We start from the raw sequence: 25837 nt of genomic DNA on the forward strand, positions 1-25837 counted from the left end.
CTGTTGTGGGCGCTGGCCGGGAGGCGTGCGGCACGCGGGGACGACGACAGATGCCTGCGTGGTGACGGACGGCTGGTCCCGACGTGCTCGGTCAGACTCTGGAGGTGGACGAGGCCCTCGCCCGGTTGAGCCGCAGCCTTGCTCCCCGCCTCACCGACCGGGCCGCGGTGGACCTGCGGGTCGGCTCCCGTCCGGCTGGGGCGACAAGTAGCCCTGGCCGCTTTCAGGGCCCTGTCCGCAGTTTTGTGAATCCCCAGGTCAGCGGGGGGAACGACGGGCACAGCGCCCACGGCGTGGTGAGGTTCTGTTCGGCAAAAAGGCGTTCCGGAGCAGCCGCCCTGGCGCCCGCGTACGGCCACCTGGTCGTGTCGGTGCCCGCCAGGCGCAACAAGTCGAAGGCGACGAAGTGGGCGGGCCACTGCTCGGCGAGCCGGGCAGTGCCGGCACCGCGCCGCTGGAGGCGACCCCGGAGCCGCTCGAAGGCGAGCCTGCTGGATTTCCCGTACGACCAGCTCGCCGTCCAGGGCCGTCGCGTCGGCAGCTGGACCGTGCCCGGAACGAACCTCGGGGAAGGAAGGTGCGAGGTTCCTGTCCCTGCGCGAGCGCAACACCAAACGCCCGGCATCCAGAGAGAGCAGCGCTCTCCAGCCATCGTTATCCAGACTCTGGCGTGTCTCCCAAGGCATGGGCCCGTCGAGCCGCTTTTGTACAGAGCAGCCGTGGCGGCCCCGTCCGCGGGCGAACGCCGGAGCGTGACTGTTCACGGATTGACGCTCACTGCGGTTATTACCAAGCTGGTGGGGGGGTTGCGGAAGGGACTGCGGTCGTGAGCGGTGGACAAAGTGGGCTCACCCGATTGCTGACAGCAGCGGAGACAGCGGCGCCGGCGGACGCCGTCGACGTGATCGCGGAGGACCTGCGGCGGCGTTTCGAGGCCACTAAGGTCTCTTTCCTCGTCGTGGACCTGACAGGGAAGGCGGTGGCTCGGCTGTCCACCGCTCCCACTCAAGGTGGGCGGCAGGCCGAGCGGGTTCCCCTGTTCGGCAGTGTCTACGAGGAGGTGATCCGTACCCAGCGCCTGTATCAGGACGCGACCGGCGAGGGGCAGCGGGTGATCGTGCCCGTCACCAACCGGGGGGATACGATCGGGCTGCTGGAACTGCTCCTGCCGACCGGCCCTGGCGAGGACGTGCTCGACGCAGTCGGGGAAGCCGCCCACATCCTGGCCTACATCGTGATCGCCAACGGCCGCTTCACCGATCTCTACACCTGGGGCAAACGCTCCAAGCCCCCCACCCTGGCAGCTGAAATCCAGTACCAGCTGCTGCCCCTGTCGCTGTCGTGCGAGGCCGCACAGTTCACCCTGTGCGGGAACCTGGAGCCCTCCGAGGACCTCAGCGGCGACACCTTCGACTACACCGTGGACCGCGACACCTTGCACGTGTCGGTGACCGATCCCATGGGCCACGACATGGATTCCGCCCTGGCCGCCACGGTCCTGGTGGGCGCCCTGCGCGGTGCCCGCCGGGCGGGCACCGGCTTGGCCGAACAGGCCCACCGGGCAGACCAGGCACTGATCGAACACGGCCACGGTCATGCCACCGGGCAGCTCCTGCGCATCAATCTCCATACCGGGCGGGCCCGGCTCGTCAACGCCGGTCATCCCTGGCCGCTGCGCATGCGCGACGGGGCTGTGGAGACGATCACCTGCGAGGTGGACCATCCCTTCGGGCTGTCTGAGCTGACTCCCCACCCGTACCGTGTGCAGGACCTCGACCTGCGGCCCGGTGACCGTCTGCTCATGTTCACCGACGGCATGCTCGAACGTCACGGAGAGAAGGTCGATCTGCCCGCCCTGCTGGCGCGCACCCGGAATCTGCACCCGAGGGAGACCGTGCTGGCGCTGACGTCCGCGGTCCGGGACGCCGCCGACGGCCGGCTCGAAGACGATGCCACCGCCGTCTGCCTGGACTGGCACGGCCCCCAGGAGACCCAGCGGCACGTCAGCAGCGGCGCAGACACCCGGCAAGCCTCAGCCGCACGCACGAAGGACCAGTCGTGACCTGGGTGAACGGTGCCAACGCGAATGAGACATCAGGGGCGGCGCCGGGTCGGTGACGGGGGCCGCGAGCATCGGGTCCGGCAGCGCCCACATGCGCCATGCCTTCCATGCGGGCGCCCCTTCGTGCGGTGCTGCTGTTCCCCGTTACTCGAGTAGACCGAGTTCCCAAGCACTCGCCGGTGCCTTTGCCGAGTTGCTAGGGATTCCTAATGCGGTCTGTCAAGCTGCGAGGGCGCTGGGCGGCGACAGCTCGTAGCACCGGTCGTCGCGTAGGAGAGCCCAGAGGACGTTGACGCGGCGGCGTGCGAGCGCGAGGACGGCCTGGGTATGCCGCTTGCCCTCGGCGCGTTTGCGATCGTAGAACCGGCGCGACTCGTCGCAGTGCCGAATGCTGAACAGCGCGGAGGTGTAGAAGACGCGTTGGAGGCGGCGGTTGTATCGCTGGGGGCGTCGCAGGTTGCCGCTGATCTTCCCCGAGTCGCGGGGCACCGGGGCGACGCCGCCGAAGCCGGCGAGGCGGTCAGCGGTGCCGAAGACCGTCATGTCGCCGCCGGTGGCGGCCAGGAACTCAGCGCCGAGGATGACGCCCAGGCCCGGCACGCTGGTGATCACGTGGAAGGCGTGGTGGTCGCGAAACCGGGCCTCAATGTCCTTGTCGAGCTCGGCGACCTTCTGGTTGAGGGCCATCACCTCCTTCGCCAGCGTGTGCACCAGCTGGGCGGTCAGTTTCTCGCCGGGCAGGCTGGTGTGCTGGCGTTCGGCAGCTTGGACGGCGATCTCGGCGAGCCGGTCGGGGCGGACGACGTGACGGTTACGCAGCCAGGTCTCCAGCCGCTTGCTGCCGATCCGGCGGATGGCGGCGGGGGTCTGGTAGCCGGTCAGCAAGGTGAGCGGGCCGACGTTGGTGACATCCAATGCTCGTTCCAGGCCGGGGAAAACGCCGGTGAGCTGGGCTCGGAGACGGTTGACCGTGCGGGTGCGGTCGGCGACAAGGTCCATGCGCCGACCCGTGAGGATCTTGAGGTCGGTGACGGTTTCCTCGGTGGTGCGTAAGGGGTGCAGGTCGCGGCGGACGCGGACCTGGTCGGCGATGACGGCGGCATCCTTGGCGTCTGTTTTGCCCTCGCCGCGGTAGGTCTCGGAGGCTCGGTGGATGGCCCGGCCGGAGATGTAGTGCACTGGCTGGTCGTGGTTGAGGAGGATCGTGATGGCCAGGGCGGCCCCGCCGTCGGCCAGATCAACACCCCAGGTCACGTTGTCGCCGAGAGCCAGGACATCGGCGAGAAGTTGGAGCAGTTCGGGCTCGTCGTTGGCGATGCGGCGTGACAACAGCCGACGGCCGCTGTCGTCGATCGCAACACAGTGGTGGTGGGTCTTTCCTGCGTCGATGCCGGCCCAGATCGCTGCCATGGGCCCCTCCGTGCGGTGTGCTGCTGATGCCTCCCACGGACGACCTCGCTGTCGATTCCCTACAGAGCGATCATTCGCAATTCCTAATTGGCAGCCGAGTCGTCGTGGGGTACCGGGCGGCCAATCAGTGCAAGCCACCTGCGGCAGAGCTCTTTGAACCACACCCGGCACCCCTGGGTGGGTGAACCATACGAAGGGCTCACCATCTCCCGCAGGACAACGTAGGGAGTCCTTTCCGGCGACGGTGGCCGGCTACCGGCGGCTGCTCGTGTGGGCCCGCAGGCGGGGGACGGTGCGCCGGGCCGGTGTGGAGGGCACCGGTGCCTTCGGCGCGGGCCTGTCCCGCTACCTGCTGGCCCAGCATGTCCAGGTGCACGAGGTGAATCGGCCTGACCGCACGGCCCGCCGGTTGCTCGGCAAGTCGGACCCCATCGACGCACAGGCCGCCGCGCGGGCCGTACTCAGTGGCCGCGCCCGGGCCAAGTCCGGCGACGGTCCCGTGCACGGTGCCCGGTTGCTCAAGCTCGCCAAGGACTCCGCGGTCAAGGCTCGCACCCAGGCGATCAACCAGCTCAAGGCCGTCCTAGTGATCGCCGACCCCGCCCTGCGAGAACGGTTGTCGAGCTTGGGCAATGCCGAGCTGTTCCGCACCTGCGCGCGCCTCGGCTCTCCCGAGGGTGGGGGAGACGAGGACGCGGTGGCCCAGGCCACCCACATGACATTACGCATGCTCGCCGAACGCATCGAACAGCTCACCGGGCAGATCAACGAGCTGAACCAACGCCTGACCCGGCTCGTCGAACGCCACGCGCCGCAACTGCTCGTACCGATGGGCATCGGCCCGGACAGTGCCGTCACTCTCCTGATCACCATGGGGGACAATCCCGAGCGGCTGTGCTCCGAGGCGTCCTTTGCTGCCCTTTGCGGAGTCAGCCCTATCGAGTACTCCTCCGGCCGTCGGAGCACGCGCCGGCTCAACTACGGCGGCGACCGGCAGGCCAACGCCGCCCTGCACCGCATCGTGTTCACCCGCCTGCGCCACGACCCGCGCACCCAGGCGTACTACGAACGCCGCACCCAGGAGGGCAAGACCCGACGTGAGATCATTCGGTGCCTCAAGCGATATGCCGCCCGGGAGGTATTCAACCTGGTCAGACCGATCTCCCGCGCCCCCGCGTTATAGGGGCGTCCGTGAGACGTGAGAGGGTCTGGGGCGTGAGTGAGACACCCCCGAACACCCTGCAATACCGCTTTGACGGGCCAGAAGACGCTCCGGTCCTGATCTTGGGTCCCTCACTGGGTACCACATGGCACAGGTTGTAGAGACCGTCTTCGGGCGTCCACGTCAGTCCAGGGCGGGCGCGTAACAGCAGGTCAGGCACTGCGGTCCGGGGGAGTCGACGTAGTTGGTGACAGACGTGTGAGAGCGCCGGCGAGAGCTCGTTCGACGGCAAGCTCCTACAGGCGCGGCCGGCGGGGGCTTCCGGGCGGGTGTGCTGCAGCTCCGGCGTCGGCACCGCTGCCCCCGGGTCCTCCTCCCTGCGCCCTCGCGTCGAGTGCTCGGCAAATCCGGCCGGGGCCCTTGGCGACCAACAGTCATAGCCTTCGCCCCTGCAAAGTCGAACGCTCCGGGAGGCGTCTGAGGCGATGCCTGCCCCCGCCGAGGGGCGCACGGGCTTCTCGTCCGCAGGCTGTTCATGGTCGCGGAAGCTGCGACAGGACTATGTGCACCGGGCGGGCCGCACCGCCCGCGCCGGTGAGTCCGGCAGCGTGGTCACGCTCGTGCTGGCGGGCCAGCGCCGCGAGACGAGCCGCATGATGGCCGGGGCCGACGGCATCGAGCCGACCGTCACCAAGGTGCGCTCGGGCGAGGCGGAGCTGAGCCGGATCACCGGCGCCAAGACTCCCTCCGGGATCCCGCTCGACGGCGGGCCCGCCGTCCCCCGACCCAAGAACACCAACGCTCCCTTCCGCGGCCTCGGCAGCAGCAAGGGCACCTCCTGCGGCGCCGGCGGTAAGTCCCGAAAGGCCGGCGAGGCCCGCAAGTTCGCCGAGGCCCGCAAGGCCGCCCTCGTGCGTCGCAACGGCTGAGAGCCGTTGCCCTGGCGGCGAATCTCCTGGCCACGGGATCGGCAACCCTCGGCCCGGCCCGAAGCCGTCATGTGCGCCTCACCTACGAAGTCAACGCCTTTGGCCGCGAGAGGGATACCCGCCGAAACGGAGCAGAATGATGTTGCCGGCGCCTCGCACTGCGCCCAGCATGACAAGCTGTGCTTGCCCATCCCCGAACCCAGGAGATCACCATGACCGCAGAGCCCGTATCTACGGAAGGTTCGGAGCCGGCTGCCCCCGAGACGTCCCCTCTGGAGCCGGACAGCGACGGCAACTATGACCTCAAGCGCAAGTTCCGCGAAGCCCTGGCGCGCAAGCGCGGTGCGCAGGCGGACGCCGCTGATATTGCCGCCAAGTCCGATGCGTCGAAGGTGCGTTCGGCGCACGGCCCGGCTGCGAGCCAGCGGTCGTTCAGGCGCAAGAGTGGCGGCTGAGTCGATGAGTCCCGCGATCTAACCGCTTCACCGGCACTCGCGCTATCCACTCGCGCGTCCCGTCCAGTGGCCCGCGACGTGCGCATGCCCGTGTGCGCGTCGCGGGCGGGCGTAGCCGGCGGACTCGCCTGAGGGAATGGCCCAGATGCGGTTGGCTCAGGTCGGTGGCGCCGCCGAACTGGAATTCCGGGATGAGAGCACTGCCTTGTCCGAGGGTACGAGGCCGGTGTTGCGCGCCTTGCGTGCCCCTGTACCGCTGTGAAAAACGACTGCGGCTGTCGTCAGCTCCTCGCCGTCCGGGCCTGAGGCTCGTAGGGCGGCCCACAGCACCGGCTCTTCCACGAAGGCATGGCTGAAGACCAGCTGCACCGCCTGCTTCAGAACGCGCTCCCGCTGGTGAAGGTCGTCGAGGGTCAGGTACTGATCCGTCAGCCGCCGTTTCCTCGTGCTCACGGCGTTGCCGCACCAGGATGCTGCTGTTTCCACCGAGCTGATCGACGGTCTGGTGCTTGATGGTCTTCGATATGGCCGCTCCCGTGCGTGCGCCGGAGACGGGCCGTGACGCTTGCCGGAGCCACCCTGATCTCCACGCCCGCCCGCACCATACCTTGGGGGAGCAGCCCTTACGCTGGGCGCGCCCCCAATGCTTCCCGAAACGTTGCGCTCCGGCTGGGTCAATATCTGTGCCCGCGAGCTGAGATTTCAACGGAACAGGCAGACAGATTCTCTATTGCATTAAGTGGGGGTGGTATTCTTCACCGTACACAGGCCGCTTCGGCGTGCTACTGTCGATGTCAGTTGCAGTTGTGGTTCCCAAAACTTCAAGTGCCGTCCGGTCGGCATCTGTGCCGCTGGAAGCGCTTTTGTTATCCGGTTCTTTTTCCGGGCGGGGTGATCATCGCGGCGACACAGGGTCCGCGCAGTGCGGATCCCGATGCACTGCCCCAAAGGAGAATGACATGGCTGCTGGTACTGTGAAGTGGTTCAACGCGGAAAAGGGCTTCGGCTTCATCGAGCAGGACGGTGGCGGGGCTGATGTGTTCGCCCACTACTCGAACATTGCCGCCCAGGGCTTCCGTGAGCTGCTGGAGGGCCAGAAGGTGACCTTCGACATCGCGCAGGGCCAAAAGGGCCCGACGGCCGAGAACATTGTTCTCGCCTGACGCCGACTGTCGCATACTTGTAGCTGGGGCCCGCGTCCTTCGGGGCGCGGGCCCCAGCTACTCGCATTTTCCCGCAGTGGTTTCGCCTGCGGACGACAACCAGGAAACCCGTAGGCTGACCGCATACGGGGCATCCTGCAGGGGTGCACGCATCCCTTCATAGCTTCATCGCGGCGGACGCCCGAACATTGCGTCCGCTTCGCGCCACTCATTCCAGCTCCTGTGCCGCACGGATTTTTCGTCGGTCAGATTCGCTGTCGCATTCCACCGGTCCATTCTTGCAATTCTCTGTGCTGCTGATCGCTGCGGGAATTCCTTGATATGTGCCGCATCGAGGAAGGTTCCGCATGAACCGCACACGCACGAACGACCGCTTCAACCGCACCCGTAACGGCAGTGCCGAATCCGGAAGGGGCGGCAGCCGATTCGGTTCGTCGGCCAGGAGCCGCTCCGGCGGGCCGGGCCGTTCCGGTGGTTACGGCCGCCGGCCCGCCGCGGTCCAGGGGGAGTTCGCGCTGCCCAAGACGATCACTCCCGCGCTCCCCGCCGTGGAGGGCTTCGCCGATCTCGACATGCCCGGGGCGCTGCTGGGCGCGCTCAGCTCGCAAGGCGTGACCGTACCCTTCCCGATCCAGGCCGCGACCCTGCCGAATTCCCTCGCCGGCCGCGACGTACTGGGCCGTGGCCGCACCGGCTCCGGCAAGACCCTCGCCTTCGGGCTGGCGCTGCTGGCCCGTACGGCCGGGCAGCGTGCCGAGGCGAGGCAGCCGCTGGGGCTGATCCTCGTACCCACGCGTGAGCTGGCGCAGCAGGTCACCGACGCGCTCGCCCCGTACGCCCGCTCTGTGAGGCTGCGGCTGGCCACGGTGGTGGGCGGAATGCCGATCGGCCGACAGGCGAGCGCGCTGCGCGCCGGCGCCGAGATCGTCGTCGCCACACCGGGACGCCTCAAAGACCTCATCGACCGCGGCGACTGCCGACTGAACCAGGTTTCCATCACCGTCCTCGACGAGGCCGACCAGATGGCCGACATGGGCTTCATGCCGCAGGTCACCGCCCTCCTCGACCAGGTCCGCCCCGAAGGCCAGCGCATGCTGTTCTCCGCCACTCTCGACCGCAACGTCGACCTGCTCGTGCGCCGCTACCTCAGCGACCCCGTCGTGCACTCCGTCGACCCCTCGGCCGGCGCGGTCACGACGATGGAGCACCACGTGCTCCACATTCACGGCGCCGACAAGCACACGGCCACCACCCAGATCGCCGCACGCGACGGCCGCGTGATCATGTTCCTCGACACCAAGCACGCCGTCGACGGCCTCACCGAACACCTCCTGAACAGCGCAGTACGGGCCGCCGCCCTGCACGGCGGGAAGTCACAGCCACAGCGCACCCGCACGCTGGCACAGTTCAAGAGCGGGCACGTCAACGTGCTGGTAGCGACCAATGTTGCGGCGCGCGGCATCCACGTCGACAACCTCGACCTGGTCGTCAACGTCGACCCGCCGACCGACCACAAGGACTACCTCCACCGCGGCGGCCGTACCGCCCGCGCAGGAGAGTCCGGCAGTGTCGTCACCCTGGTCACCCCCAACCAGCGCCGCGCCCTGACTCGCCTCATGGCAGCGGCCGGCATCGTCCCGCAGACCACCCAGGTCCGCGTCGGCGAAGAGGCCCTGCACCGCATCACCGGCGCCCAGGCACCCTCCGGTATCCCGGTCGTCATCACCGCACCGGTGGTCGAACGCCCCAAGAAGCGCGGCGCCACCTCACGCGGTCGGCGCCGCCCCGTCTCGGAGGCCCGCCGCGCGCTCGTAGGGCAGTCCACCGCCGGTGCGGCGGCATAGAACCTTCGTGTCAGGAAGCCCGCCCAACTTCGCAGGAGGCACCCTTTGACGCTGGACCAGACGCAGTTCCGCTCAACACGTACCAACGCCGTGCAGACGGCGGCCGATCCCGCGGACGCGGCCGGACCGCAGGTCTGGGAGGACATGACCGTGGAGGTGGCACTGTCCGTGATGGCCGCCGCCCGTACAGGTCAGCTGGTCGTCTGTGACGAGGACGGTATGTGCACCGGCCTGGTCACCCGGGACCGGCTCACGGCCGTTCGTGACGGCTCCGGATACACGGACCGGATCCGCCTGCGTGACATCGCCGACGTCATCGGGCCATTCGCGTCGCCGCTGGCCACGAGGGCCGAAGCCGAGCGTGCGATGCGCTGCCGCCGACTCGGGGCCCCGCCCGTGGTCGACGGACACGGCAACGCTCTGGGCGTCCTCGCCCTCTCTCGCTGAACCGCCGTCACCCCTATCCGGGCCCGTCTTCTCTTCTCCCTGGAGGCATCGTGCGCTGTGTCATCGCTCGCTTCCCGTCCGACCTGACCAAGAGCGGCGTGGTGGAATCGATGAAGGGCGTCACACCTGAGCTGGTCACCGGTGAGTTCGTCATCATCGGACGACGCCACTACCCCGCCAAGCAGGTCGGCCAGGTCGTCACCCGCCAGGACCGGCGTGATTTCAGCACCGGCGAAGTCCCCAGGGCCATGACCCAACTCGGCTTCACCTGCCGCGCCCGCCCTACCGCCGCATCTGCGCCCCTGGCCGGCCCGTACGGGCCGGCTTCCGCAACGCTCGGCGCTCCCCCTGTCCGCCTGACGTACGGACAGGTGTGAGCCGAACAGAGCAGTGAGGCCCTACCGGCGTGGGCGAATTGCAGGGGCCGTAGCAACACTGCGGTGAGTTGATCAAGCCGCGAGCAGTTTAAACAGACGCTCGGCTGGGGTCTCCCAGTCGAGCGTTTTGCGTGGGCGGCTGTTGAGTTCGGTGGCGGCGGCGTCCAGGTCCTCGCGGGTGTGGGGGGATAGGTCGGTGCCCTTGGAAGCACTGTCGCAACAGGCCGTTGGTTTTCTCGTTCGAGCCGCGCTGCCAGGGGCTGGCCGGGTCGCAGAAGTGGACTGGGATGTCCGTGGTGATGGTGAAGGCGCGGTGGGAGGCCATCTCGATGCCCTGGTCCCAGGTCAGGGTCCGCATCATGTCAGGCGGGAGGGTCTGGGCGGTCGCGGTGAGCGCGTTGCGGACAGCGGCGGCACCGTGGTCGCGTGGGAGGTGCACGAGCATCAGGTAGCGGGTGCTGCGTTCGACCAGGGTGCCGATGGCGGAGCCGTTGTTCCTGCCGACGATCAGGTCGCCTTCCCGGTGGCCGTGGACAGCCCGGTCGGCGGCCTCGGCGGGCCGTTCGCTGATCATGACCATGGGGTGCGCGAACCGCGATCGGCGGGCCGCCGAGTGCCGGTGCGGGCGGCGCATCGCGCGTCCGGTCCGCAGGGCCCGGGTCAGCTCGCGCCTCAGTTCCCCGCGGCCTCGGACGTAAAGCGCCTGGTAGACCGTCTCGTGGACCACGTGCATCTCCGGCTGGTCGGGGAAGCGTGCCCGTAGAGCGTGGCAGATCTGCTCCGGGCTTCACCGCCGGGTCACGTGGTCCTGGATGAAGTCCCGCAGCTCGGGGTTCTGGCCGATCTTGCCGGGCTTGGGGCGCGGTTCGCGGGCGTCCGCGCGGCGCTGGGCGGCGTGCGGACGGCAGGACCAGCCGCCGTTGGGCATGAGCGTGCGGTTGCGGCGCATCTCCCGGCTTGGGTGGAGGGACTGCGGCCAAGCTCGGCCCCGGTGGCCCGGACGGACGCCTTCTCACGGAGCCGGTCAGCGATGCGGATGCGGTCGGCCTCGGTGAGGTAGCGCGACGGGCCGACGGGTTCCTCAGGGCGAGCCGCGGGTTCGGGTGCTTGCCAGGGCAGCCCCGTGTCCACGATGGGTGGGGCTGCCTCTGCGCTCCGAGGGCGGACACCGCCGCTACTCCCGCTACCAACTGCGCATCGCGGCCCGCGCGCGTGAGCTCGTCGACCAGGGCACCCCGATCGAGGCCGCATGCCGGATCATCATCCTCGAAGACCAGCTCGAAGAAGCCCAGCGCATCAACGCCGAATACCGCCGCACCGGCGCATCGTCCAGTCCGTCGGCCGCAGCCTGAGGTGAGCGGGCCCGCCGGTATCGGCGGGCTGTCACACCCACGCGTGGCCGGGCTGCGGCGCGCAGAGATGGTGCTCGTGTCCGAACGGCTCCCCCGTCAGTAGACGGCGAGGGAGATGGCGATGTAGTGCGCGGTGAAGGCCGCCACGGTCAAGGCGTGGAACACCTCGTGGAAGCCGAACCAGCGGGGCGAGGGGTCGGGGCGTTGGACGGCGTAGACCACCGCGCCTGCGCTGTAGAGGAGACCGCCGGTCACTGTCAGGGTGACCACGGCCGCACCGCCGGTGTGCAGGAAGTCGGGAAGGTAACGCACCGGTGCCCACCCCAGGGCCAGGTAGCAGGGGGTGTACAGCCAGCGGGAAGCGTTGACCCACAGCACGCGGAAGGCGATACCGGTCAGCGCGCCCGTCCATACGATCCACAGCAGCAGGTTTCGCCGGTCGGGAGGCAGGAGGAGCACGGCCAGAGGGGTGCTGGTCCCGGCGGTGATCAGGAAGATGTTGGCGTGATCGAGGCGACGCAGGACGGCCTCGCCCATCGGCCCCCAGGTACCGAGGTGGTAGACGGCGCTCGTCCCGAACAGCAGCCAGGCGGTGACGGAGTACACGGTGCAGGCCAGGGCCGCCTGCTGGGTCCGAGCCAGGCGGACGAGGACGATGCCGGCGCTCACCGAAGCAGGGACCATCGCGGCATGGAGCCAGCCACGCAGCTTCGGCTTGACCGGCTCGACCAGGTCGGCCGCCCACTCGACCAGGTCGGCAACCGGGTGAAACTCCTCCCCGGCATTGCCATGATGTGATCCGCCGGAGAGACCGGCTACGGCGTCCCCAGACACAACTTCCCGTCCTGTCCTGTTCTTCTGGGCATCATCGGCAACCATCCGATCATGCTAAGAGCCTGCCCGTGGCAGCGTCCGTCGAGGTCGGTCTCGCCACCAACTGGGCCTGCGGTGGCCGCCACAGGAAGTCACGCCGGGCGGGGGCCGGTGGTGCGGATGCGTGCCATGCCGTTTCGGTGGTATTCGTGCGCCTTAGAGCCCGCGCAGATAGGCGGCGTGGAAAGTAGGTGGGCACAGGCCCCAGTGATCATGGAGTTGCGACGCTCTGTAACCGCTGGCGAGACCTGTGCCAGTCCTATGTTTCAGGTCGCCTGCCTGGTCAGCCTGTGCAGGGTCCGCGCGGCAGGTGATCCGGGGTCGGCCGTGATCAGGACGACTTCCTGGTCATCCTCGGGCACGAGCAGGACGTCACAGTTCAACCGCAGCGTGCCGGTCTCCGGGTGATCGAGGATCTTGGTGCGGTGCCCGGGGGCGTGGACCGGACGCGTTTGCCATATCTGTCGGAACTCCTCGCTGCCGGTGTGCAGTTCGGCCAGCAGAGCGGTCAGCTGCGGGTCATGCGGGTAGCGGCCGGCGGCCCGTCGCAGCCGCGCCACCACAATGTGCCCGAACTCCTCAGCGCTGGAGCTCTCGTACGTCCGCCCCTGGCCAAGGAAGCGGCGCCGGGCCAGGTTCGTCCTCCCGTCTCCGAGATCGCCGCCGAGCAGTGCCCGGGCCAGGGGGTTCCAGGCGACGACTCCGTACGCCGCGTCAGTGACGATGGCACCGGTCTCCGGCAACCGCTCCAGCATCCGGGCCACATGCGGGCGTACCCGCCGCACGGCGCTGATGCCGGGCGGCGCGCTCGATCCCGCCAGGCGGAACAGGTGGCTGCGCTCGGCCGGCGTGAGCCGTAGTGCCTGGGACAACGCGTCCAGGATCCGGGTGGACGGCCGCGGGCCCCGCGCCTGCTCCAGCCGCGTGTAGTAGTCGACCGACATGTGGGCGAGTTCCGCCACCTCTTCGCGGCGCAGGCCCGGTGTCCGGCGATCGGTGCCCGTCGCCGTCAGGCCGATCTCGTGTGGACGCAGGCCCGCCCGGCGGTCCCTCAGGAAGCGGGCCAGCTCCTGCCGTGCCATGCCGCTTCCTCCCACTGCCTGGTACAGGTTGTCCCTGGCAGGGCGCCCACAGCCAGGGGACGGTAGTTGCCATGAACGATCGCACAGCTCTTGTCACCGGTGCCAACAAGGGCATCGGCAAGCACGTCGCCCGGCTCCTCGCCGCCGAGGGCCTCACCGTGTACGTGGGCTCACGCAACCGCGGGCTCGGACAGCGAGCCGTCGAGGAGATCGGTGCAGGCGCCCGCCTGCTGGTCCTCGACGTGACAGATCTTGACGGCATCGCACGGGCCGCGACCCAGGTGCACCGTCTGGATGTGCTGGTCAACAACGCCGGGATCTCACCGTCACTCGCCCCGCCGGCCGACACGAGCGTCGAGGAGTTCCGGCGCACATACGAGACCAACGTCTTCGGAGTGGTGGCGGTGACCAATGCCTTCCTGCCCGCCCTGCTCCGGTCCCCGCATCCGCGCATCGTCAACATCTCCAGTGGCACCGCCTCGCTGACCTGGAGCACGAACCCCAACCCCCAGTTCACCCCGGGAAGCGGTGGCGCCGCCGCCTACCGGTCGTCCAAGGCCGCCCTCAACGCCCTCACCGTCCTGTACGCCCAGGCGCTGGCCGAGGACGGCTTCAAGGTCAACGCGCTCGCCCCCGGCATGCGGGCCACCGACCTCAACCCGCTGGCCGCCGCTGCCGGCGACGACCCGGCCGAGGCCGCCCAGGGAGCCGCCCGCCTGGCCTTGCTGCCAGACGACGGCCCCAGCGGTGGCTTCTTCTCCTGGGACGGAACGCCCGTGCCCTGGTGAGCGGCGCTGAGCTCCCAGGCGACGGCATCGACTCGCACGCCCCAAGAAGCGTATTCCCAGAGCGGCGGTCCTCCTCGGGCCGAAGCGTGCTTGGCAGCAGCGCAAAGGCTGCGCAGACAGGTGCGCGCTCATGAGCGGCGGTTCGGGCGGTCGTCCCACCGGTGGGTCGTCCAGGCCCGGCGGATCAGGCTACGGACCGCGATGACGGTGTCGGCGAGGTCGAAGAAAGCGTGGATGACGGTCGCGCAGCGCTCATGGCAGCGGGCGAGGCGGTGGAAGGCGTTCTGCCAGGCGTGGGTGCGTTCGACGTGCCACCGCTGGCTCGCCTGGATCGGTGCCTTCTCGCCCTTGTGTGCGATGCGGCCATGCAAGCCGCGGGTGGTGAGTTCGGTGTGGGTCTTGTCCGAGTCGTAGCCGGCATCCAGGTGCAGGGTGATGTCGTCGGGCAGCGGTCCCAGGTCCGCCAGCCGGTCCAGGCTCGGAGCCAGTAGCAGGGAGTCGTGGCGGTTCGCTCCGGCGAGAACCCTGCCGAGGGGGATCCCATACCCATCCGTCATACTGGAGCATTTCAGGCCCTGTTTGCCCCGGTCGATGTCTGTGGGGTCGACGGGAGGGTGTCGCGGCGCGTGCGGCGTCGCATCATGCGTGTTCTTCCGCTCGGTCGACCGCGGCCATGGTCTGTTGGAAGGTCTCGATGATGCCGTCGTCGAGCAGATGCGTGAGTTTCGATGTACACGGCAGCGGTGGGCCAGCCCGGCAGGCGGGAGCTCGCTACGGCTTGCCGATTGGTGGAGGGCGGCGGCCTTGGCGGTGTCGCCGGCGCTGAGGATGGGCACCCGTACTGGTTCATGAGCGAGTGGATCGATGCGGCGCTTCCGGGCCGACTCGGCGGCCGCCTGGCAGGAAGCGTGCTTCCGCGTCGGGCTGGCGGAGAGGGGAGGCGTGTCCCGGGTGCGACTGACCGGACCTGGACGATGCCGCAGAGCGAACATGGCCGGGTTGCGGTGGCGGCGCCGGCTGCAGACTTTTCCGAGTGCCCTGCGGCAACACCGGTCCCAGATGTCGGGCCGCCCGACGTCCGCTCGGTCACGATATTCCCGGGCAGGGGTGTTCGCGGTTCCGGAGCAGTCGCTGTCCGGAGGGATCAAGCCGGCTACCCACCGAGGCTGCTCGGCACGAGCATGTTGTCGCAGACCATCAACAGCCTGCAGGTGATGAACGCCCGGAGGGACGCCACCTCGGCGGTGGTGTCCCTCTCCGATGACATGACCGAGGTTGCTCGTGCATGGGGTCCGACGGTCAACTGGTCTTGTGGCCCCACTGCGGCCCGACCAGGGACCACTCCCTGTCCCACTCCTTGATGCGGCGACGGTCGAGGTACAGTCGGCCGACGCCCCCGATCCCGAATACCACGCCGCTCAGGGCGAGGGCGGCGGAGGCTCCGAAAAGCCCCGCCTCGACGGCCGCCTTGCCGGGCGTGGGCGGCTGTGTACTCAGCTTCCCTTGGGCGTCGATCCAGATCCTGACCGTGGAGCCGGCCTTCTTCCCGGTGCTCACCAGCGTCATGCCGCTGTGCGTGGAGCCGTCGGAGTTCGTCCAGCGGACCCTTGCCGATGCCAGCTCTCTGCCCATCTCCGAGGTCGCGGTGCGCGGGACGTCATCGAGGAGAACGGCGTGGACGGGGGTCCGCTCGGCCCGCTGCTGGGCGAAGACCTGGTCGGCTGCATGGGCCGTCACCACACCGACCGCCGTGCCACCCACCGCGACGAGCACCCATGTGACCAGCATGAGCCATGCCTCGAGGACGTCGTCGCGTCGCCGGATCGGGTTACTGCGCCACCGCCACAGCGGTAGCCTCGATGGCTTGCGCTTCCGGTTCGCGGGATTGTCCTCGCGCATCTCTGCGCACCTCCTCGTCGTCACACACATGAAGGTGACAGCGGCGGCATTGCGGTGGCATGGGCCGGTCAGGTGGAAGCGGAGGGCCGATCGGGCCGAGCCCAGGCCAGCGGTGGGCCGTTCGGCCCAGCACCCGTACGGCTTCGTCGACTCGCCGTGGTGCTGTGCCCGTGCGCAGTGGTCGGTGTGCCCTGTACGGGCCTGGCAAGGGGACCATCGGGCCCTCCCCGTTCTGCCGCGGTGCTCTCACGCTCGTAGGACATCCGGACCCGTCCGACTTCTTGCGGTAGGAGGCCATCATGCGAACTGCGCCCGTCGACGCCGTGTCCCTGGAAGCCTGCATCTCGGCCGCCGGGGCCGCGCCCTCGATCTACAACACCCAGCCGTGGCGCTTTCGGTTCGACCCGGACAACGTCGCGCTGGAGGTGCGTGCCGTACCAGAGCGTGGCTTGCGCCACGCCGATCCTGTCGGCCGGGCTCTGCATCTGTCGGTGGGTGCCGCCGTCTTCAACCTCCGGGTCGCGATGGCCCACTTCGGCTGGGGAGCCGTCGTACGCCTGCTGTCGGATCCTGAAGACCCGAGCGTGCTGGCCACCCTTCGGCTGTCCGGGACGGGCCAGCGGCACACTGCGGGACACCGCCCCGACCTCTACCCGATGATCTGGCGCAGGCACAGCAGCAGGTTCCCCTTCTCCGGCAGGCCGCTTCCGCCGAACGTGCGAGCGGAACTTGCCGAAGCCGCTCAAACGGAAGGGGCCTCACTGACCTTTCCCGGGGTCGCCGAAACGGCACGGCTGCTGCGCGTGGCCACGGAGGCCGAACACCGCAACCGCGCCGACCCGGAGCGGGCCGTCGAGTGCCGCCGATGGGTGCACCGAGGCCCGGACCACTCCAGCGAAGTCGGCGTGCCGCAGACGGCGCTGGGGCCGCAGGACACACACGAGCAGCTGCCCATGCGTGACTTCACCGCGCAACGGCACCCTGAGCGGCTCCCTGCCCAGCCCTTCGAGTCCCGTCCTGTGGTAGCCCTGCTGACCACCGGGCACGACCGGCGCGGTGACTGGTTGCGCGCCGGGCAGGCGCTGGAGCACCTCCTGTTGGTGGCCACGGCGCACGGTGTGCGTGCCTCCTTGCTGCACCAGCCGATGGAGTGGCCCGATCTGCGTCGGGACCTGAGCCCCGCCCCGGACCTCACCGGGCATGCGCAGATGCTGATTCGCCTCGGGTACGGCCCGGAGGGCCCGGCCACTCCGCGGCGTGCACCGGATCAGGCGTGGTGACGCTCAACGACCGTGCCGCTTGAGTAGCCGTGATCCGGAGCCGCGGCCACTCCGATGGCCTCGTGTGGTTGCGGGTTGCCTCAGAAGTGTCAGCCCGCTGTGGCGGTGAGGCTCGCGCCGGGCACAGCAGCCAAGGCTTCGGGCAGGTGGTCGTACATCTCGAACACGCCATCCAGCCCCGCACCACGAAGAATTCGAAGGAACTGGTTGCTGTCAGTGACAAGACGCAGCCGACCGTGCCGTTCCATGACCCTGTTCCGCGCCCGGCACAGCACCCGCAGCCCGGCACAGTCGATGAAGGACACGGCACGGAGGTCCACCACGAGGTCGGCGAGAACGACGGCCGTCAGATCGTCCAGGCGTGCTCCAAGGGGCGCTGCCGTGAGGATGTCGATCTCACCGCGCAGCTCCAAGAGGGTCGTCCCGCCGACGGCACGGTCGGTATGGCGGGGTGCGGACGTGATGAGGGTTTCGACCATGGTCAGAGGAAATCCGGGCCGATGGGCGTGCCGGAAGGGCCGTCCGGCCCCCCTTCGCCGCCACGTTTCCTCGGGCCGCTCTCCGGCCAAGGCGGGACCCGTGGCCCTCACCCGCGGCCGCCGGCGGACTCAGCATGGAGTGTGATCCCCTCCACCGGGCGAAGGACGGGCTGACTCATGTACCCGAACGACGGTCTCCGTGAACTCGGTCGTCACGAGTGCCTGCGCCTGCTGGCGACGGCTCCCATCGGCCGCATTGTCTACACGCGCCAGGCGCTGCCCGCGGTCGTGCCGGTCAACTTCGGCCTGGACGCCGACGAAGCGGTACTGCTGCGCACCTCGGCGGCCTCCGAGCTGGCCCGCGCAGTCGACGGCGCGGTCGTCGCGTTCGAGGCGGACGCGGCCGATGCGGAGATGCACTCCGGCTGGAGCGTCGTCGTCATCGGCCGGGCCGAGATCGTGACGGATCCGGCCGAGGCGGCACGCCTGCAGCGGATCGGCCCGCGCTCCTGGGCTCCCTCGCCCGAGGAGGTCTTCGTGCGCATCGAGCCGGAACTGGTCACCGGGCGTGAACTCGTCGGGGGCCGCACGATGTACGGCCTGCACCTCTCCGCCTGACCGCTGGGCATCTGTGCCGTGACCTGGTCCGAAGGGCCCAACGGTGCGGCGACGGGTTCCCGCCGGCCCTGCCCCGGGCAGGGGCACGCGGGGAGCATCGTCAAGCGTGTGTGAAGGGGTTCACCTGCCTCACCCCGCCGTCCGGGCGAGGATCGCGGAGCAGGCTGTAGCACACGACGTCCCGTCACTGCCGTTCCCGAACACGGTGCTGCGCAGCACGCCCCCACGGGGTGAACCCCGACTGCTCCCGTGCGCGGGCGTAGCGGCGGAAGCGGGTGTAGACCGTCTGCCATGAGCCATAACGTTCCGGCAGGTCACGCCAGACGACCCGTCCGCCGTGGACGCTCTCGGCGCCTTCCTGACCGGGTTGAGCAATGTCGACCGGGTGGACGTCCTGCCCTTCCACAACTCGACGCCCACAAGTACGAGGCCCTGGGTATCGAGTTCCCGCTACGTGACACGCCCGTGCCCGACTCGGAGCTGACGGAACGCGTCCGCGAGCAGTTCCGGGAGCACGGGTTGCGGGCGTTGTAAGTAGGCCGATCTCCGCCGTAAGTTCACCCGCGTGTGGGCCACTCGGCTTCCGTACAGGGACCTGAGGCCTCTCCTGCCCCAAGTACCTGGCCTCGACACTGAGTTCGTGACTTTGAAGGAGGCCGAGATGCCCCGCACCATCACCGCAGGCTTGGACGGATCCCCGGAGAGCCTGACTGCCGCCGACTGGGCAGCCAGGGAAGCCCTGCTCCGGGACCTCCCGCTGCACTTGGTCCACGCCCTTGGGCGGCAGCAGCCCTACGCGCCCCTGGGTGGGGCATCCCAGCCGTCCCTGAGTCCGGACGAGCAGATGCGCCAGGCGGACCACATGCTTCGTAAGGCCGAAGCGACGATCGCGCGGCGCCACCCGGGCCTGCGGATCACCACCGACCGTCTTACCGAAGAACCCGTCACGGCCTTGCTTGGTGCGGCTCAAGCAGCTGACCTATTGGTGCTGGGCTCTCGAGGCCTGGGCGGTATAGCCGGCTTCCTGGTCGGTTCCGTCGCCCAGGCGGTCGTGGCGGGCAGCCGGCGGCCTGTCGTCCTCGTGCGGGGTGGCCTGCGTTCCGAGGACGAACACCAGCTTGGCGCCGTTGGGTCCGGGGCCATGGCGTTCCGGGACGTAGTCTTGGGTCTCAACTGCGCGGCTCCGAACGACACCGTGATCGGATTCGCCTTCGAAGCAGCCTTGCAGCGCGCCACGAGGTTGCGTGTCGTCCATGGTCGGAGCCCGGAACTGCCGTACTACGACAACGGCGGCGACCTCAACGCCGAACTGCACGACGAACTCACCGGGGAGATGCACCGTGCCCTGTCCGAGGCGCTGGAGCCCTGGCGGGACAAGTTTCCGGGCGTCGACGTGACAGAGCAGGCCGTGATCGGCAAGGCCGGCTCGCACCTCGTGGAGGCCTCGCGCGACGCGTCCCTCGTCGTGATCGGTCGCCGCCTGCGCCGGACGCCGATCGGCACGGTGATCGGGCCGGTCGCCCACGCGGTGCTGCACCATGCCACCGCACCGGTCGCGGTGGTCCCCCACGATTGACGGGTTGCCGGGCGAGCCAGAGCCCGTATCCCACTGAAGGCGGCGTGAGAACCCTCCAGTTCTCACGCCGCCTTCAGTCGCAATCGAACACCGCGATCAGGCGGGATCGTGCTCCTCGTCCGCAGTGAGCCGGACCCCGCTGATCAGGTCGGGACGGATGCGTACCGCATAGTCCATGGTCTGGTTCACCCAGGGGGTGAGCAGTGCCTTGTAGCGGGCCAGCTCATGCGAGTCGGTCACCAGTCGGGCGTAGCCGGTGACCACGACGCTCCAGCCGAGGTGCGTGTCGGGGTCTATGGAGTCGGCCTCATATGCCACCACGACGCCTTGGCCGTCGGCCTGCCCGGCGCGTGCGGTCAGAGCTGCGCCCTCGTAGGTGCGGATGACGATGTCGCCGTTGTCAAGGACGTGGTTGACCGGGCGGACGGTCGGCAGTGCCTGGCGGGTGAAGACGATCCTGCCGAAGGAGACGCTGCCCAGCAGCCGCAGGGCTTCGTCGCTGTCCAGCTCGATGCTCCGGCGCGGCCCGGTCGGGACAGTCTGCGGGGTGTCAGTGGTCATGGGGTGGCTTCCGTGCGGTTTCGTTGCTCACTGCTGTGTGTCTTCGGCCGGCGTGACCAGGCAGATACGTGGTCTGTCACCGTGGCGACGGGCGGTGCGCCGGTAGGGCATGTGCGACGTCCCTTCGAGGCCTGCGCGGCTGCCTGTCCGCGGCGCACCAGGTCGGGCGGCCGCGGGCAGGCTCGATCAGGTCATTGGAACGGCCTGAGGGCTCTTCACGCCAGGGCCGTTCGGCCCTTGTCCGTGTCCGCCCGCCGAGGTTCGTCGCCGTAGTAGGCCATGCGCATGATCTCCTGCATGTCGTCGAGCATCGGCATGCGTGGGTTGGCGGGCGCGCACTGGTCTTCGTACGCGTTCAAGGCCTGTCGGGGCAGGGCGACGAGGAAGGCACGCTCGTCGACGCCGAGGGCCTGGAACGACGGCTCGATGCCCACGACATCGCGTAGCCGCTCCACCGCGCGGGCCAGCGACTCCACGCCCTCCTGCGCGGTGGCCGCTGGCAGGCCGAGGGCGCGGGCGATGTCCTGGAAGCGTTCGGGAGCGCGGTAGCTCTCGTACTTGGGCCAGCCCGTGAGCTTCGCCGGAACAGTCCCGTTGTAGCGGATGACGTGCGGCAGCAGGACCGCGTTGGTGCGGCCGTGGGCGATGTGGAAGGTGGCGCCGAGGGTGTGCGACATGGCGTGGACGATGCCGAGGAAGGCGTTGCCGAAGGCCATGCCCGCGATCGTGCCGGCGTTGTGCATCCTCTCCCGCGCGTCGGGTCGGCCCCTGCGGTCGTTCACCGCCGCTTCGATGTTGTCGAAGATCAGGCGGATCGCGTGCAGGGCCAGGCCGTCGGTGAAGTCGTTGGCGTAGACGGACACGTACGCCTCTATGGCGTGGGTGAGGGCGTCGAAGCCGCTGTCGGCCGCCAGCGCCGGGGGCAGGTCCGCGGTGAGTAGCGGGTCGACGATGGCCACGCTCGGGGTGAGTGCGTAGTCGGCGAGCGGGTACTTCTTGCCGCTCGCGGGGTCGGAGATGACCGCGAAGGGGGTGACCTCCGCGCCGGTGCCGGACGTGGTGGGTACGCACACGAGGCGGGCCCGGGTGCCGAGGACCGGGAAGCGGAAGGCGCGCTTGCGGATGTCGGAGAACTTCTGCCGCATGTCGGCGAAGTCGATGTCCGGGTGCTCGTACAGCAGCCACATCACCTTGGCGGCGTCCATAGGGGAGCCGCCGCCGAGCGCGATGATGGTGTCCGGGCGGAAGTCCCGCATGAGCTGGGCGCCGCGCTGCACGGAGTCGATGCTCGGCTCGGGCTCGACGTTGTCGATGATCTGGAGGGTGACCGGTTCGTGACGGCGTTGCAGGACGCGACTGACGCGGTCGACGAAGCCGAGGCGGGTCATGGTGGCGTCGGTGACGACCGTGACGCGGTGGACGTCCGGCATGGAGGACAGGTAGCGCAGCGACTGCGCCTCGAAGTAGATCTTCGGCGGCAGCTTGAACCACTGCAGGTTGTTGCGGCGCGCGCTGACCCGCTTGATGTTCAGCAACTGGACGGCGGAGACGTTGTTGGACACGGACGTGTGCCCCCACGAGCCGCAGCCCAGGGTGAGCGACGGCAGCAGGCTGTTGTAGATGCCGCCGATGGCGCCCTGCGACGACGGGGCGTTGACGATGATCCGTACGGTCTTCATGCGCCGGCCGTACGCCTCCGCCAGCGCCGGGTCCTCGGTGTGGATGACCGCGGTGTGCCCCTGGCCGTGGAAGGCGACCATGTCGGCGGCGAGGTCGAAGCCCTGCTGTTCGGAGCCGGCGCGCAGCACGGCGAGCACCGGGCAGAGCTTCTCGCGGGTCAGCGGCTCGTCCGGGCCCACCCGGTCGGCCTCGACCAGGATCAGCGAGGTGTCGGTCGGGACGGTGAAGCCGGCCTGTTCTGCGATCCATGCCGGATTCTGACCGACGGCTTCGGCGTTGACCTTGGGCTCGCAGCCCGCGTTGGTGCGGTCGGTCGGGAACAGGAAGGCTTCCAGCTTCGCCTTCTCCTCGGCGGTCGCCAGGTGGGCGTGCAGGGTGTGGAATTCGGCCAGTGCGGCGTCGTAGATCTCGTCGTCCAGGATGACGGCCTGCTCGGAGGCGCAGATCATGCCGTTGTCGAACGACTTGGACAGCACTAGGTCGTTGACCGCCCGGCGCAGCTTCGCGCTCCTGTGCACGTAAGCTGGCACGTTGCCCGCGCCGACGCCCAGGGCGGGCTTGCCCGCCGAGTAAGCGGCCCGGACCATGGCGTTGCCCCCGGTGGCGAGGATCAGCGAGACGCCGGGGTGGCGCATCAGGATGCCGGTCGCCTCCACCGATGGCGTCTCGATCCACTGCACGCAGTGCTCCGGCGCACCGGCGGCGACGGCCGCGTCCCGTACGATCCGGGCCGCCTCCGTACTGCACCGCTGGGCCGAGGGGTGGAAGGCGAACACGATCGGATTGCGCGTCTTCAGCGCCATCAGGGCCTTGAAGACGGTGGTGGACGTCGGGTTGGTGACCGGCGTGATCGCGCAGACCACGCCGACCGGCTCGGCCACCTCGATCATGTCCTCGATGTCGTCACGGGCGATGACGCCGACGGTCTTCATCGGGCCCATGCTGTGCGTGACGTGCTCGCACGCGAACATGTTCTTGGCCGCCTTGTCCTCGAAGACACCGCGCCCTGTCTCCTCCACGGCGAGGCGGGCCAGCGCGGTGTGCTGGTCCAGGGCGGCGACCGAGGCCTTCTTGACGATGTGGTCGACCTGCTCCTGGGTGAGGGCGTCGTAGTCGGCGAGCGCCTTGAGTCCGTTCGTGACGAGCTGGTCCACGGCGATGGTGATGTCGGACGGCGCGTCGGCAGCTGCTGTTGCCTGGGTTCCGGCCTGATGACGGGTCATTGGGGAGCGCCTCCGTTGACGAGAGCCGCCGGCGGTGGCCGACGGTGTGCGGACCGGAGCGGCACCGCGGGGGATTCGGTGCCGCTCACGCCTCCACTCTCGTCGTGCCTGATCCCGACTCCCAGGTGCCGATGGTCCCTTCCGGGGGCTGACCGGCACTGGTCCGGCGAGGCCTGGCGACCCGTCCGGGCAGCTCCCTCGCCGAGCGCAGGAACCACACGTACGCGAAGGAGGGCGACCGCGCCGCAGAGGAGGCTCACGAAGGGCTTTACTCCCGGCCGCTGTCGGTGGGGCCGCCGCGCCACGGAGGCGGAGTGGCCGACCTGCGGGCCTCCTCCTTGCGGTGCAGGACACGGTTCATCTGGCTGCGCAGCCGGTCCTGCAGCCGGTCCGCCAGTTCGTGTCCCGTGGCTTCCTGGGCATGAACGACCACGAGGGTGTTCCCCACGACGAGCTCGGCCCCGGCGGACCAGGGCCGCTCGGCGTGGTGCGCCACCGCCCTGGCGATCCTCACCGCACCGCTCACGGCCGGCACCCCGGGCCGGCCGAGGACCGCGTCGACCTTCTCCCGGAGGTATGTGACGGCCTCCTCGTCCACATCGCCCTCCACGCGCACCTCCACGGCGGCGCTGGTGACCTGGGTGCTGGTGTCCTTGGCAGTCATGTGCTCCGCTCCTTCTGATCGTTTCGCAGCGGCTTCAGACTTCTGCGGGCAGCGGTCCTGGCCCAGGGCTGTCGGGCCCCAGCAGTGGGGCCATTGGACCTTCACTCTCAGGGGTGGCGAGTTCGCCGTGCGAATGTCAGGTTCATCACAGTTGGCCGTTTCGCACCCTGGTGGCAGCGATGTCTTACGGCCGAGGGACACTATGTGCGGAAAGCAGGGCCGACCGGCCCTGGTCCTTCGGCCCCGTGCGAGAAAAGATCTCGACACTGAGGGCCGATTCCGTCCACGAGCGGACATCGGTACGCAACGCGGAACGGAGCAGTTTGATGGCGGACAGTGAGCAGCCCGGCGCCGGCAACCCGATCCGGGTCTTCCTGATGGACGACCACGAGGTGGTACGGCGCGGGGTGCGCGACCTGCTGAACGACGAGCCGGACATCGAGGTGATCGGTGAGGCCGGCACGGCGGAGCAGGCACTGGTGCGGGTACCCGCGTTGCGCCCGCAGGTGGCAGTGCTGGACGTCCGTCTCCCCGACGGCGACGGCGTGACCGTGTGCCGGGAACTCCGCTCACGCATGCCCGAGCTCGCCTGCCTCATGCTGACCTCCTTCGACGACGAGGAGGCACTGCTCGACTCGATCATGGCGGGCGCGTCCGGTTACGTCCTGAAGCAGATCCAGGGCTCGGACCTGGTGTCCGCCGTACGCACCGTGGCCGCCGGCCAGTCCCTGCTGGACGCCAGTGCGACCACCAGGCTGATGGCCCGGCTGCGTGGCGGCCGGCAGGAGGAGCAGCAGCCCGACGGACTGCAAGGCCTGACCGAGCGGGAGCGGGAGATCCTGGCTCTGATCGGTGAGGGTCTGACCAACCGCCAGATCGGCCAGCGGCTGTACCTGGCCGAGAAGACGGTGAAGAACCACATCTCCCGTCTGCTGGCCAAGCTCGGCGTCGAGCGCCGTATCCAGGCTGCCGTCATCGCCACCCAGGTCCAGGACCGGCAGCGGCAGGAAGGGCACTGAAATCCCGGAACCGGCGCGGACCAGAACGAATCGCCGGGCAACGTGCTCAGCGCCCGGCTCGTAACCGCCTCCACCACCAGGGACCACTCCGTCCCTGGCCAGTGAGACGGACATGGTGGGCGTCGTGGTGGAGGGTCAGACCGGCCCGGCGAGGATCCCGCTGTTCTGCAAGAAGTTGCCGGTCAGGCCCGAGACAGGTTTTCGCCGCCGTTCGCGGGGGCGGCCGTTGGCTCCGCAGGGCCTTCGGAGCGCATCAGCTCGAACTCCACGTCGACCACGCCCTCGACGGCCCGGACCAGACGCGCGGCCATGGGGACCAGGGAGGTGTCCCGGGCGTGGCCGACGAGCTTCACGACGCCGTTTCGCACCTCCACCCGCACAGCTGACACCGGCGCGGGGAAGAGATGCGCCACGACCTCCCGCCGGACCTCCTCGGCGATCTCGTCGTCGTCCCGCAGGAACACTTTCAGCAGGTCGGCACGGCTGACGATGCCCTGCAGCATGCCCACGTCGTCCACGACGGGCAGCCGCTTGACCTTGGCGTGCGCCATGGTCCGTGCGGCCTGGGCCAGGGTCGCGTCCGCGCGGACGGTGAGGGCGGGGGAGGTCATCAGGTCCTCTGCGGTGAGGCCGCCGGCCTTGGCCAGATCGTCGAGACGGCGCAGCTGTGTGGCCCGGTCGGGGTCGCTGTCGCGGAACTCTTCCTTGGGCAGCAGGTCGGCCTCGGAGACGACGCCGACCACGCGGCCCTCGCCCTCCAGGACGGGCAGGGCGCTGACCTCCCAGTAGTGCATGAGCTGCACGATCTCCTTGAAAGCGGCTCGTCGGCCGACGGCGGCGACCGTGTGGGACATGACATCGCTGACGATGTGCGGGGTGCTGTGCACGGTGACT

22 protein-coding genes and 5 pseudogenes are annotated in these 25837 nt (G+C 69.1%); 15 read left to right on the forward strand and 12 right to left on the reverse strand.

Annotated features, from left to right (window positions below; translation table 11 throughout):
- Positions 1-856: 856 nt before the first annotated feature.
- Positions 857-2062 (forward strand): PP2C family protein-serine/threonine phosphatase, encoded by a 1206-nt coding sequence (locus ACFY01_RS25260; RefSeq protein ID WP_390738008.1) that lies wholly within the window; start codon positions 857-859, stop codon positions 2060-2062.
- Positions 2063-2281: 219 nt separating this feature from the next.
- Here the strand turns inward: ACFY01_RS25260 and ACFY01_RS25265 are convergent, their stop codons facing one another.
- Complete coding sequence (locus ACFY01_RS25265) at positions 2282-3472, reverse strand: IS110 family transposase (protein ID WP_390738009.1); 1191 nt, start codon at positions 3470-3472, stop codon at positions 2282-2284.
- Between the two features lie 181 nt (positions 3473-3653).
- Between ACFY01_RS25265 and ACFY01_RS25270 the strand changes: the two genes are divergently transcribed.
- The 3 genes and pseudogenes from ACFY01_RS25270 (at position 3654) to ACFY01_RS25280 (ending at position 6018) form a co-directional block, all read left to right on the forward strand.
- Positions 3654-4655, forward strand: coding sequence for an IS110 family transposase (locus ACFY01_RS25270; protein WP_390738010.1), 1002 nt, complete (start codon positions 3654-3656; stop codon positions 4653-4655).
- A gap of 533 nt (positions 4656-5188) precedes the next feature.
- Positions 5189-5563, forward strand: a pseudogene (locus ACFY01_RS25275) (RNA helicase); the annotation flags it as partial.
- Positions 5564-5775: 212 nt separating this feature from the next.
- Positions 5776-6018, forward strand: a complete 243-nt coding sequence (locus ACFY01_RS25280) for a DUF5302 domain-containing protein (protein ID WP_134028265.1) — start codon at positions 5776-5778, stop codon at positions 6016-6018.
- Positions 6019-6174: 156 nt separating this feature from the next.
- On the opposite strand, the gene ACFY01_RS25285 is transcribed toward ACFY01_RS25280, so the two are convergent.
- Positions 6175-6504, reverse strand: coding sequence for a hypothetical protein (locus tag ACFY01_RS25285; protein WP_390738011.1), 330 nt, complete (start codon positions 6502-6504; stop codon positions 6175-6177).
- A gap of 473 nt (positions 6505-6977) precedes the next feature.
- Between ACFY01_RS25285 and ACFY01_RS25290 the strand changes: the two genes are divergently transcribed.
- From ACFY01_RS25290 to ACFY01_RS25305, 4 genes are all read left to right on the forward strand, one after another.
- A complete protein-coding gene (locus tag ACFY01_RS25290; protein ID WP_014145516.1) occupies positions 6978-7181 on the forward strand; it encodes a cold-shock protein in 204 nt (67 codons plus the stop codon).
- Between the two features lie 347 nt (positions 7182-7528).
- Positions 7529-9025, forward strand: coding sequence for a DEAD/DEAH box helicase (locus ACFY01_RS25295; protein ID WP_390738012.1), 1497 nt, complete (start codon positions 7529-7531; stop codon positions 9023-9025).
- 45 nt (positions 9026-9070) lie between these two features.
- Positions 9071-9472 (forward strand): CBS domain-containing protein, encoded by a 402-nt coding sequence (locus tag ACFY01_RS25300; RefSeq protein WP_390738013.1) that lies wholly within the window; start codon positions 9071-9073, stop codon positions 9470-9472.
- A gap of 50 nt (positions 9473-9522) precedes the next feature.
- On the forward strand, positions 9523-9849 hold the full coding sequence (locus tag ACFY01_RS25305) for an SCO5918 family protein (protein ID WP_390738014.1): 327 nt from the start codon (positions 9523-9525) through the stop codon (positions 9847-9849).
- A gap of 72 nt (positions 9850-9921) precedes the next feature.
- Here the strand turns inward: ACFY01_RS25305 and ACFY01_RS25310 are convergent.
- A pseudogene (locus tag ACFY01_RS25310) lies at positions 9922-10980 on the reverse strand (IS30 family transposase).
- 14 nt (positions 10981-10994) lie between these two features.
- On the opposite strand from ACFY01_RS25310, the pseudogene ACFY01_RS25315 reads away from it, so the two are divergent.
- Positions 10995-11201: pseudogene (locus ACFY01_RS25315) on the forward strand (MerR family transcriptional regulator); the annotation flags it as partial.
- A gap of 96 nt (positions 11202-11297) precedes the next feature.
- On the opposite strand, the gene ACFY01_RS25320 reads toward ACFY01_RS25315, so the two are convergent.
- Together ACFY01_RS25320 and ACFY01_RS25325 are read right to left on the reverse strand one after the other, a co-directional pair.
- Entirely contained in the window at positions 11298-12035 is a 738-nt protein-coding gene (locus tag ACFY01_RS25320; protein WP_390738015.1) for a hemolysin III family protein, read from the reverse strand.
- A 305-nt stretch (positions 12036-12340) separates the two neighbouring features.
- Positions 12341-13156: a helix-turn-helix transcriptional regulator gene (locus ACFY01_RS25325; RefSeq protein WP_390738016.1), complete on the reverse strand. Its 816-nt coding sequence runs from the start codon at positions 13154-13156 to the stop codon at positions 12341-12343.
- A 71-nt stretch (positions 13157-13227) separates the two neighbouring features.
- Here ACFY01_RS25325 and ACFY01_RS25330 point away from each other — a divergent pair, with 71 nt between their 5' ends.
- Entirely contained in the window at positions 13228-13944 is a 717-nt protein-coding gene (locus ACFY01_RS25330; RefSeq protein WP_390738017.1) for an SDR family oxidoreductase, read from the forward strand.
- A gap of 128 nt (positions 13945-14072) precedes the next feature.
- Here the strand turns inward: ACFY01_RS25330 and ACFY01_RS25335 are convergent.
- A pseudogene (locus ACFY01_RS25335) lies at positions 14073-14537 on the reverse strand (transposase); the annotation flags it as partial.
- Positions 14538-15243: 706 nt separating this feature from the next.
- Positions 15244-15732 (reverse strand): hypothetical protein, encoded by a 489-nt coding sequence (locus tag ACFY01_RS25340; protein ID WP_390738018.1) that lies wholly within the window; start codon positions 15730-15732, stop codon positions 15244-15246.
- A 410-nt stretch (positions 15733-16142) separates the two neighbouring features.
- Here ACFY01_RS25340 and ACFY01_RS25345 point away from each other — a divergent pair, with 410 nt between their 5' ends.
- On the forward strand, positions 16143-17123 hold the full coding sequence (locus ACFY01_RS25345) for an Acg family FMN-binding oxidoreductase (protein WP_390738019.1): 981 nt from the start codon (positions 16143-16145) through the stop codon (positions 17121-17123).
- An 89-nt stretch (positions 17124-17212) separates the two neighbouring features.
- Here the strand turns inward: ACFY01_RS25345 and ACFY01_RS25350 are convergent, their stop codons facing one another.
- Positions 17213-17602, reverse strand: coding sequence for an STAS domain-containing protein (locus tag ACFY01_RS25350; RefSeq protein WP_390738020.1), 390 nt, complete (start codon positions 17600-17602; stop codon positions 17213-17215).
- A 177-nt stretch (positions 17603-17779) separates the two neighbouring features.
- Between ACFY01_RS25350 and ACFY01_RS25355 the strand changes: the two genes are divergently transcribed.
- The 3 genes and pseudogenes from ACFY01_RS25355 (at position 17780) to ACFY01_RS25365 (ending at position 19796) form a co-directional block, all read left to right on the forward strand.
- Positions 17780-18220: a pyridoxamine 5'-phosphate oxidase family protein gene (locus ACFY01_RS25355; RefSeq protein WP_390738021.1), complete on the forward strand. Its 441-nt coding sequence runs from the start codon at positions 17780-17782 to the stop codon at positions 18218-18220.
- 322 nt (positions 18221-18542) lie between these two features.
- Positions 18543-18754: pseudogene (locus tag ACFY01_RS25360) on the forward strand (pyruvate formate-lyase 1-activating enzyme); the annotation flags it as partial.
- 127 nt (positions 18755-18881) lie between these two features.
- Positions 18882-19796, forward strand: coding sequence for a universal stress protein (locus ACFY01_RS25365; RefSeq protein ID WP_390738250.1), 915 nt, complete (start codon positions 18882-18884; stop codon positions 19794-19796).
- A gap of 96 nt (positions 19797-19892) precedes the next feature.
- Here the strand turns inward: ACFY01_RS25365 and ACFY01_RS25370 are convergent, their stop codons facing one another.
- The 3 genes from ACFY01_RS25370 to ACFY01_RS25380 all read right to left on the reverse strand — a co-directional run bounded on the left by ACFY01_RS25370 (position 19893) and on the right by ACFY01_RS25380 (position 23924).
- Positions 19893-20357 carry a pyridoxamine 5'-phosphate oxidase family protein gene (locus ACFY01_RS25370; RefSeq protein ID WP_390738022.1) on the reverse strand — a complete coding sequence of 155 codons (465 nt, stop codon included), beginning with the start codon at positions 20355-20357 and terminating at the stop codon, positions 19893-19895.
- 215 nt (positions 20358-20572) lie between these two features.
- Positions 20573-23260: a bifunctional acetaldehyde-CoA/alcohol dehydrogenase gene (adhE, locus tag ACFY01_RS25375; protein ID WP_390738023.1), complete on the reverse strand. Its 2688-nt coding sequence runs from the start codon at positions 23258-23260 to the stop codon at positions 20573-20575.
- Positions 23261-23528: 268 nt separating this feature from the next.
- On the reverse strand, positions 23529-23924 hold the full coding sequence (locus ACFY01_RS25380; protein WP_390738024.1) for a hypothetical protein: 396 nt from the start codon (positions 23922-23924) through the stop codon (positions 23529-23531).
- Positions 23925-24250: 326 nt separating this feature from the next.
- Here ACFY01_RS25380 and ACFY01_RS25385 point away from each other — a divergent pair, with 326 nt between their 5' ends.
- Positions 24251-24943, forward strand: coding sequence for a response regulator (locus ACFY01_RS25385; RefSeq protein ID WP_390738025.1), 693 nt, complete (start codon positions 24251-24253; stop codon positions 24941-24943).
- Positions 24944-25125: 182 nt separating this feature from the next.
- Here ACFY01_RS25385 and ACFY01_RS25390 read toward each other — a convergent pair whose 3' ends face one another.
- Complete coding sequence (locus ACFY01_RS25390; RefSeq protein WP_390738026.1) at positions 25126-25830, reverse strand: CBS domain-containing protein; 705 nt, start codon at positions 25828-25830, stop codon at positions 25126-25128.
- Positions 25831-25837: the final 7 nt, after the last annotated feature.

Source organism: Streptomyces sp. NPDC001480 (genome assembly GCF_042894725.1).
Lineage (GTDB): Bacteria > Actinomycetota > Actinomycetes > Streptomycetales > Streptomycetaceae > Streptomyces.

Coding starts and splice junctions, on each gene's coding strand:
- ACFY01_RS25385 (WP_390738025.1), top strand. CDS start 24,251: ATGGCGGACAGTGAGCAGCCCGGCGCCGGCAACCCGATCCGGGTCTTC.
- ACFY01_RS25290 (WP_014145516.1), top strand. CDS start 6,978: ATGGCTGCTGGTACTGTGAAGTGGTTCAACGCGGAAAAGGGCTTCGGC.
- ACFY01_RS25265 (WP_390738009.1), bottom strand. CDS start 3,472: ATGGCAGCGATCTGGGCCGGCATCGACGCAGGAAAGACCCACCACCAC.
- ACFY01_RS25330 (WP_390738017.1), top strand. CDS start 13,228: ATGAACGATCGCACAGCTCTTGTCACCGGTGCCAACAAGGGCATCGGC.
- ACFY01_RS25325 (WP_390738016.1), bottom strand. CDS start 13,156: ATGGCACGGCAGGAGCTGGCCCGCTTCCTGAGGGACCGCCGGGCGGGC.
- ACFY01_RS25350 (WP_390738020.1), bottom strand. CDS start 17,602: ATGGTCGAAACCCTCATCACGTCCGCACCCCGCCATACCGACCGTGCC.
- ACFY01_RS25355 (WP_390738021.1), top strand. CDS start 17,780: ATGTACCCGAACGACGGTCTCCGTGAACTCGGTCGTCACGAGTGCCTG.
- ACFY01_RS25365 (WP_390738250.1), top strand. CDS start 18,882: ATGCCCCGCACCATCACCGCAGGCTTGGACGGATCCCCGGAGAGCCTG.
- ACFY01_RS25370 (WP_390738022.1), bottom strand. CDS start 20,357: ATGACCACTGACACCCCGCAGACTGTCCCGACCGGGCCGCGCCGGAGC.
- ACFY01_RS25345 (WP_390738019.1), top strand. CDS start 16,143: ATGCGAACTGCGCCCGTCGACGCCGTGTCCCTGGAAGCCTGCATCTCG.
- ACFY01_RS25295 (WP_390738012.1), top strand. CDS start 7,529: ATGAACCGCACACGCACGAACGACCGCTTCAACCGCACCCGTAACGGC.
- ACFY01_RS25340 (WP_390738018.1), bottom strand. CDS start 15,732: ATGCTGGTCACATGGGTGCTCGTCGCGGTGGGTGGCACGGCGGTCGGT.
- ACFY01_RS25280 (WP_134028265.1), top strand. CDS start 5,776: ATGACCGCAGAGCCCGTATCTACGGAAGGTTCGGAGCCGGCTGCCCCC.
- adhE (WP_390738023.1), bottom strand. CDS start 23,260: ATGACCCGTCATCAGGCCGGAACCCAGGCAACAGCAGCTGCCGACGCG.
- ACFY01_RS25380 (WP_390738024.1), bottom strand. CDS start 23,924: ATGACTGCCAAGGACACCAGCACCCAGGTCACCAGCGCCGCCGTGGAG.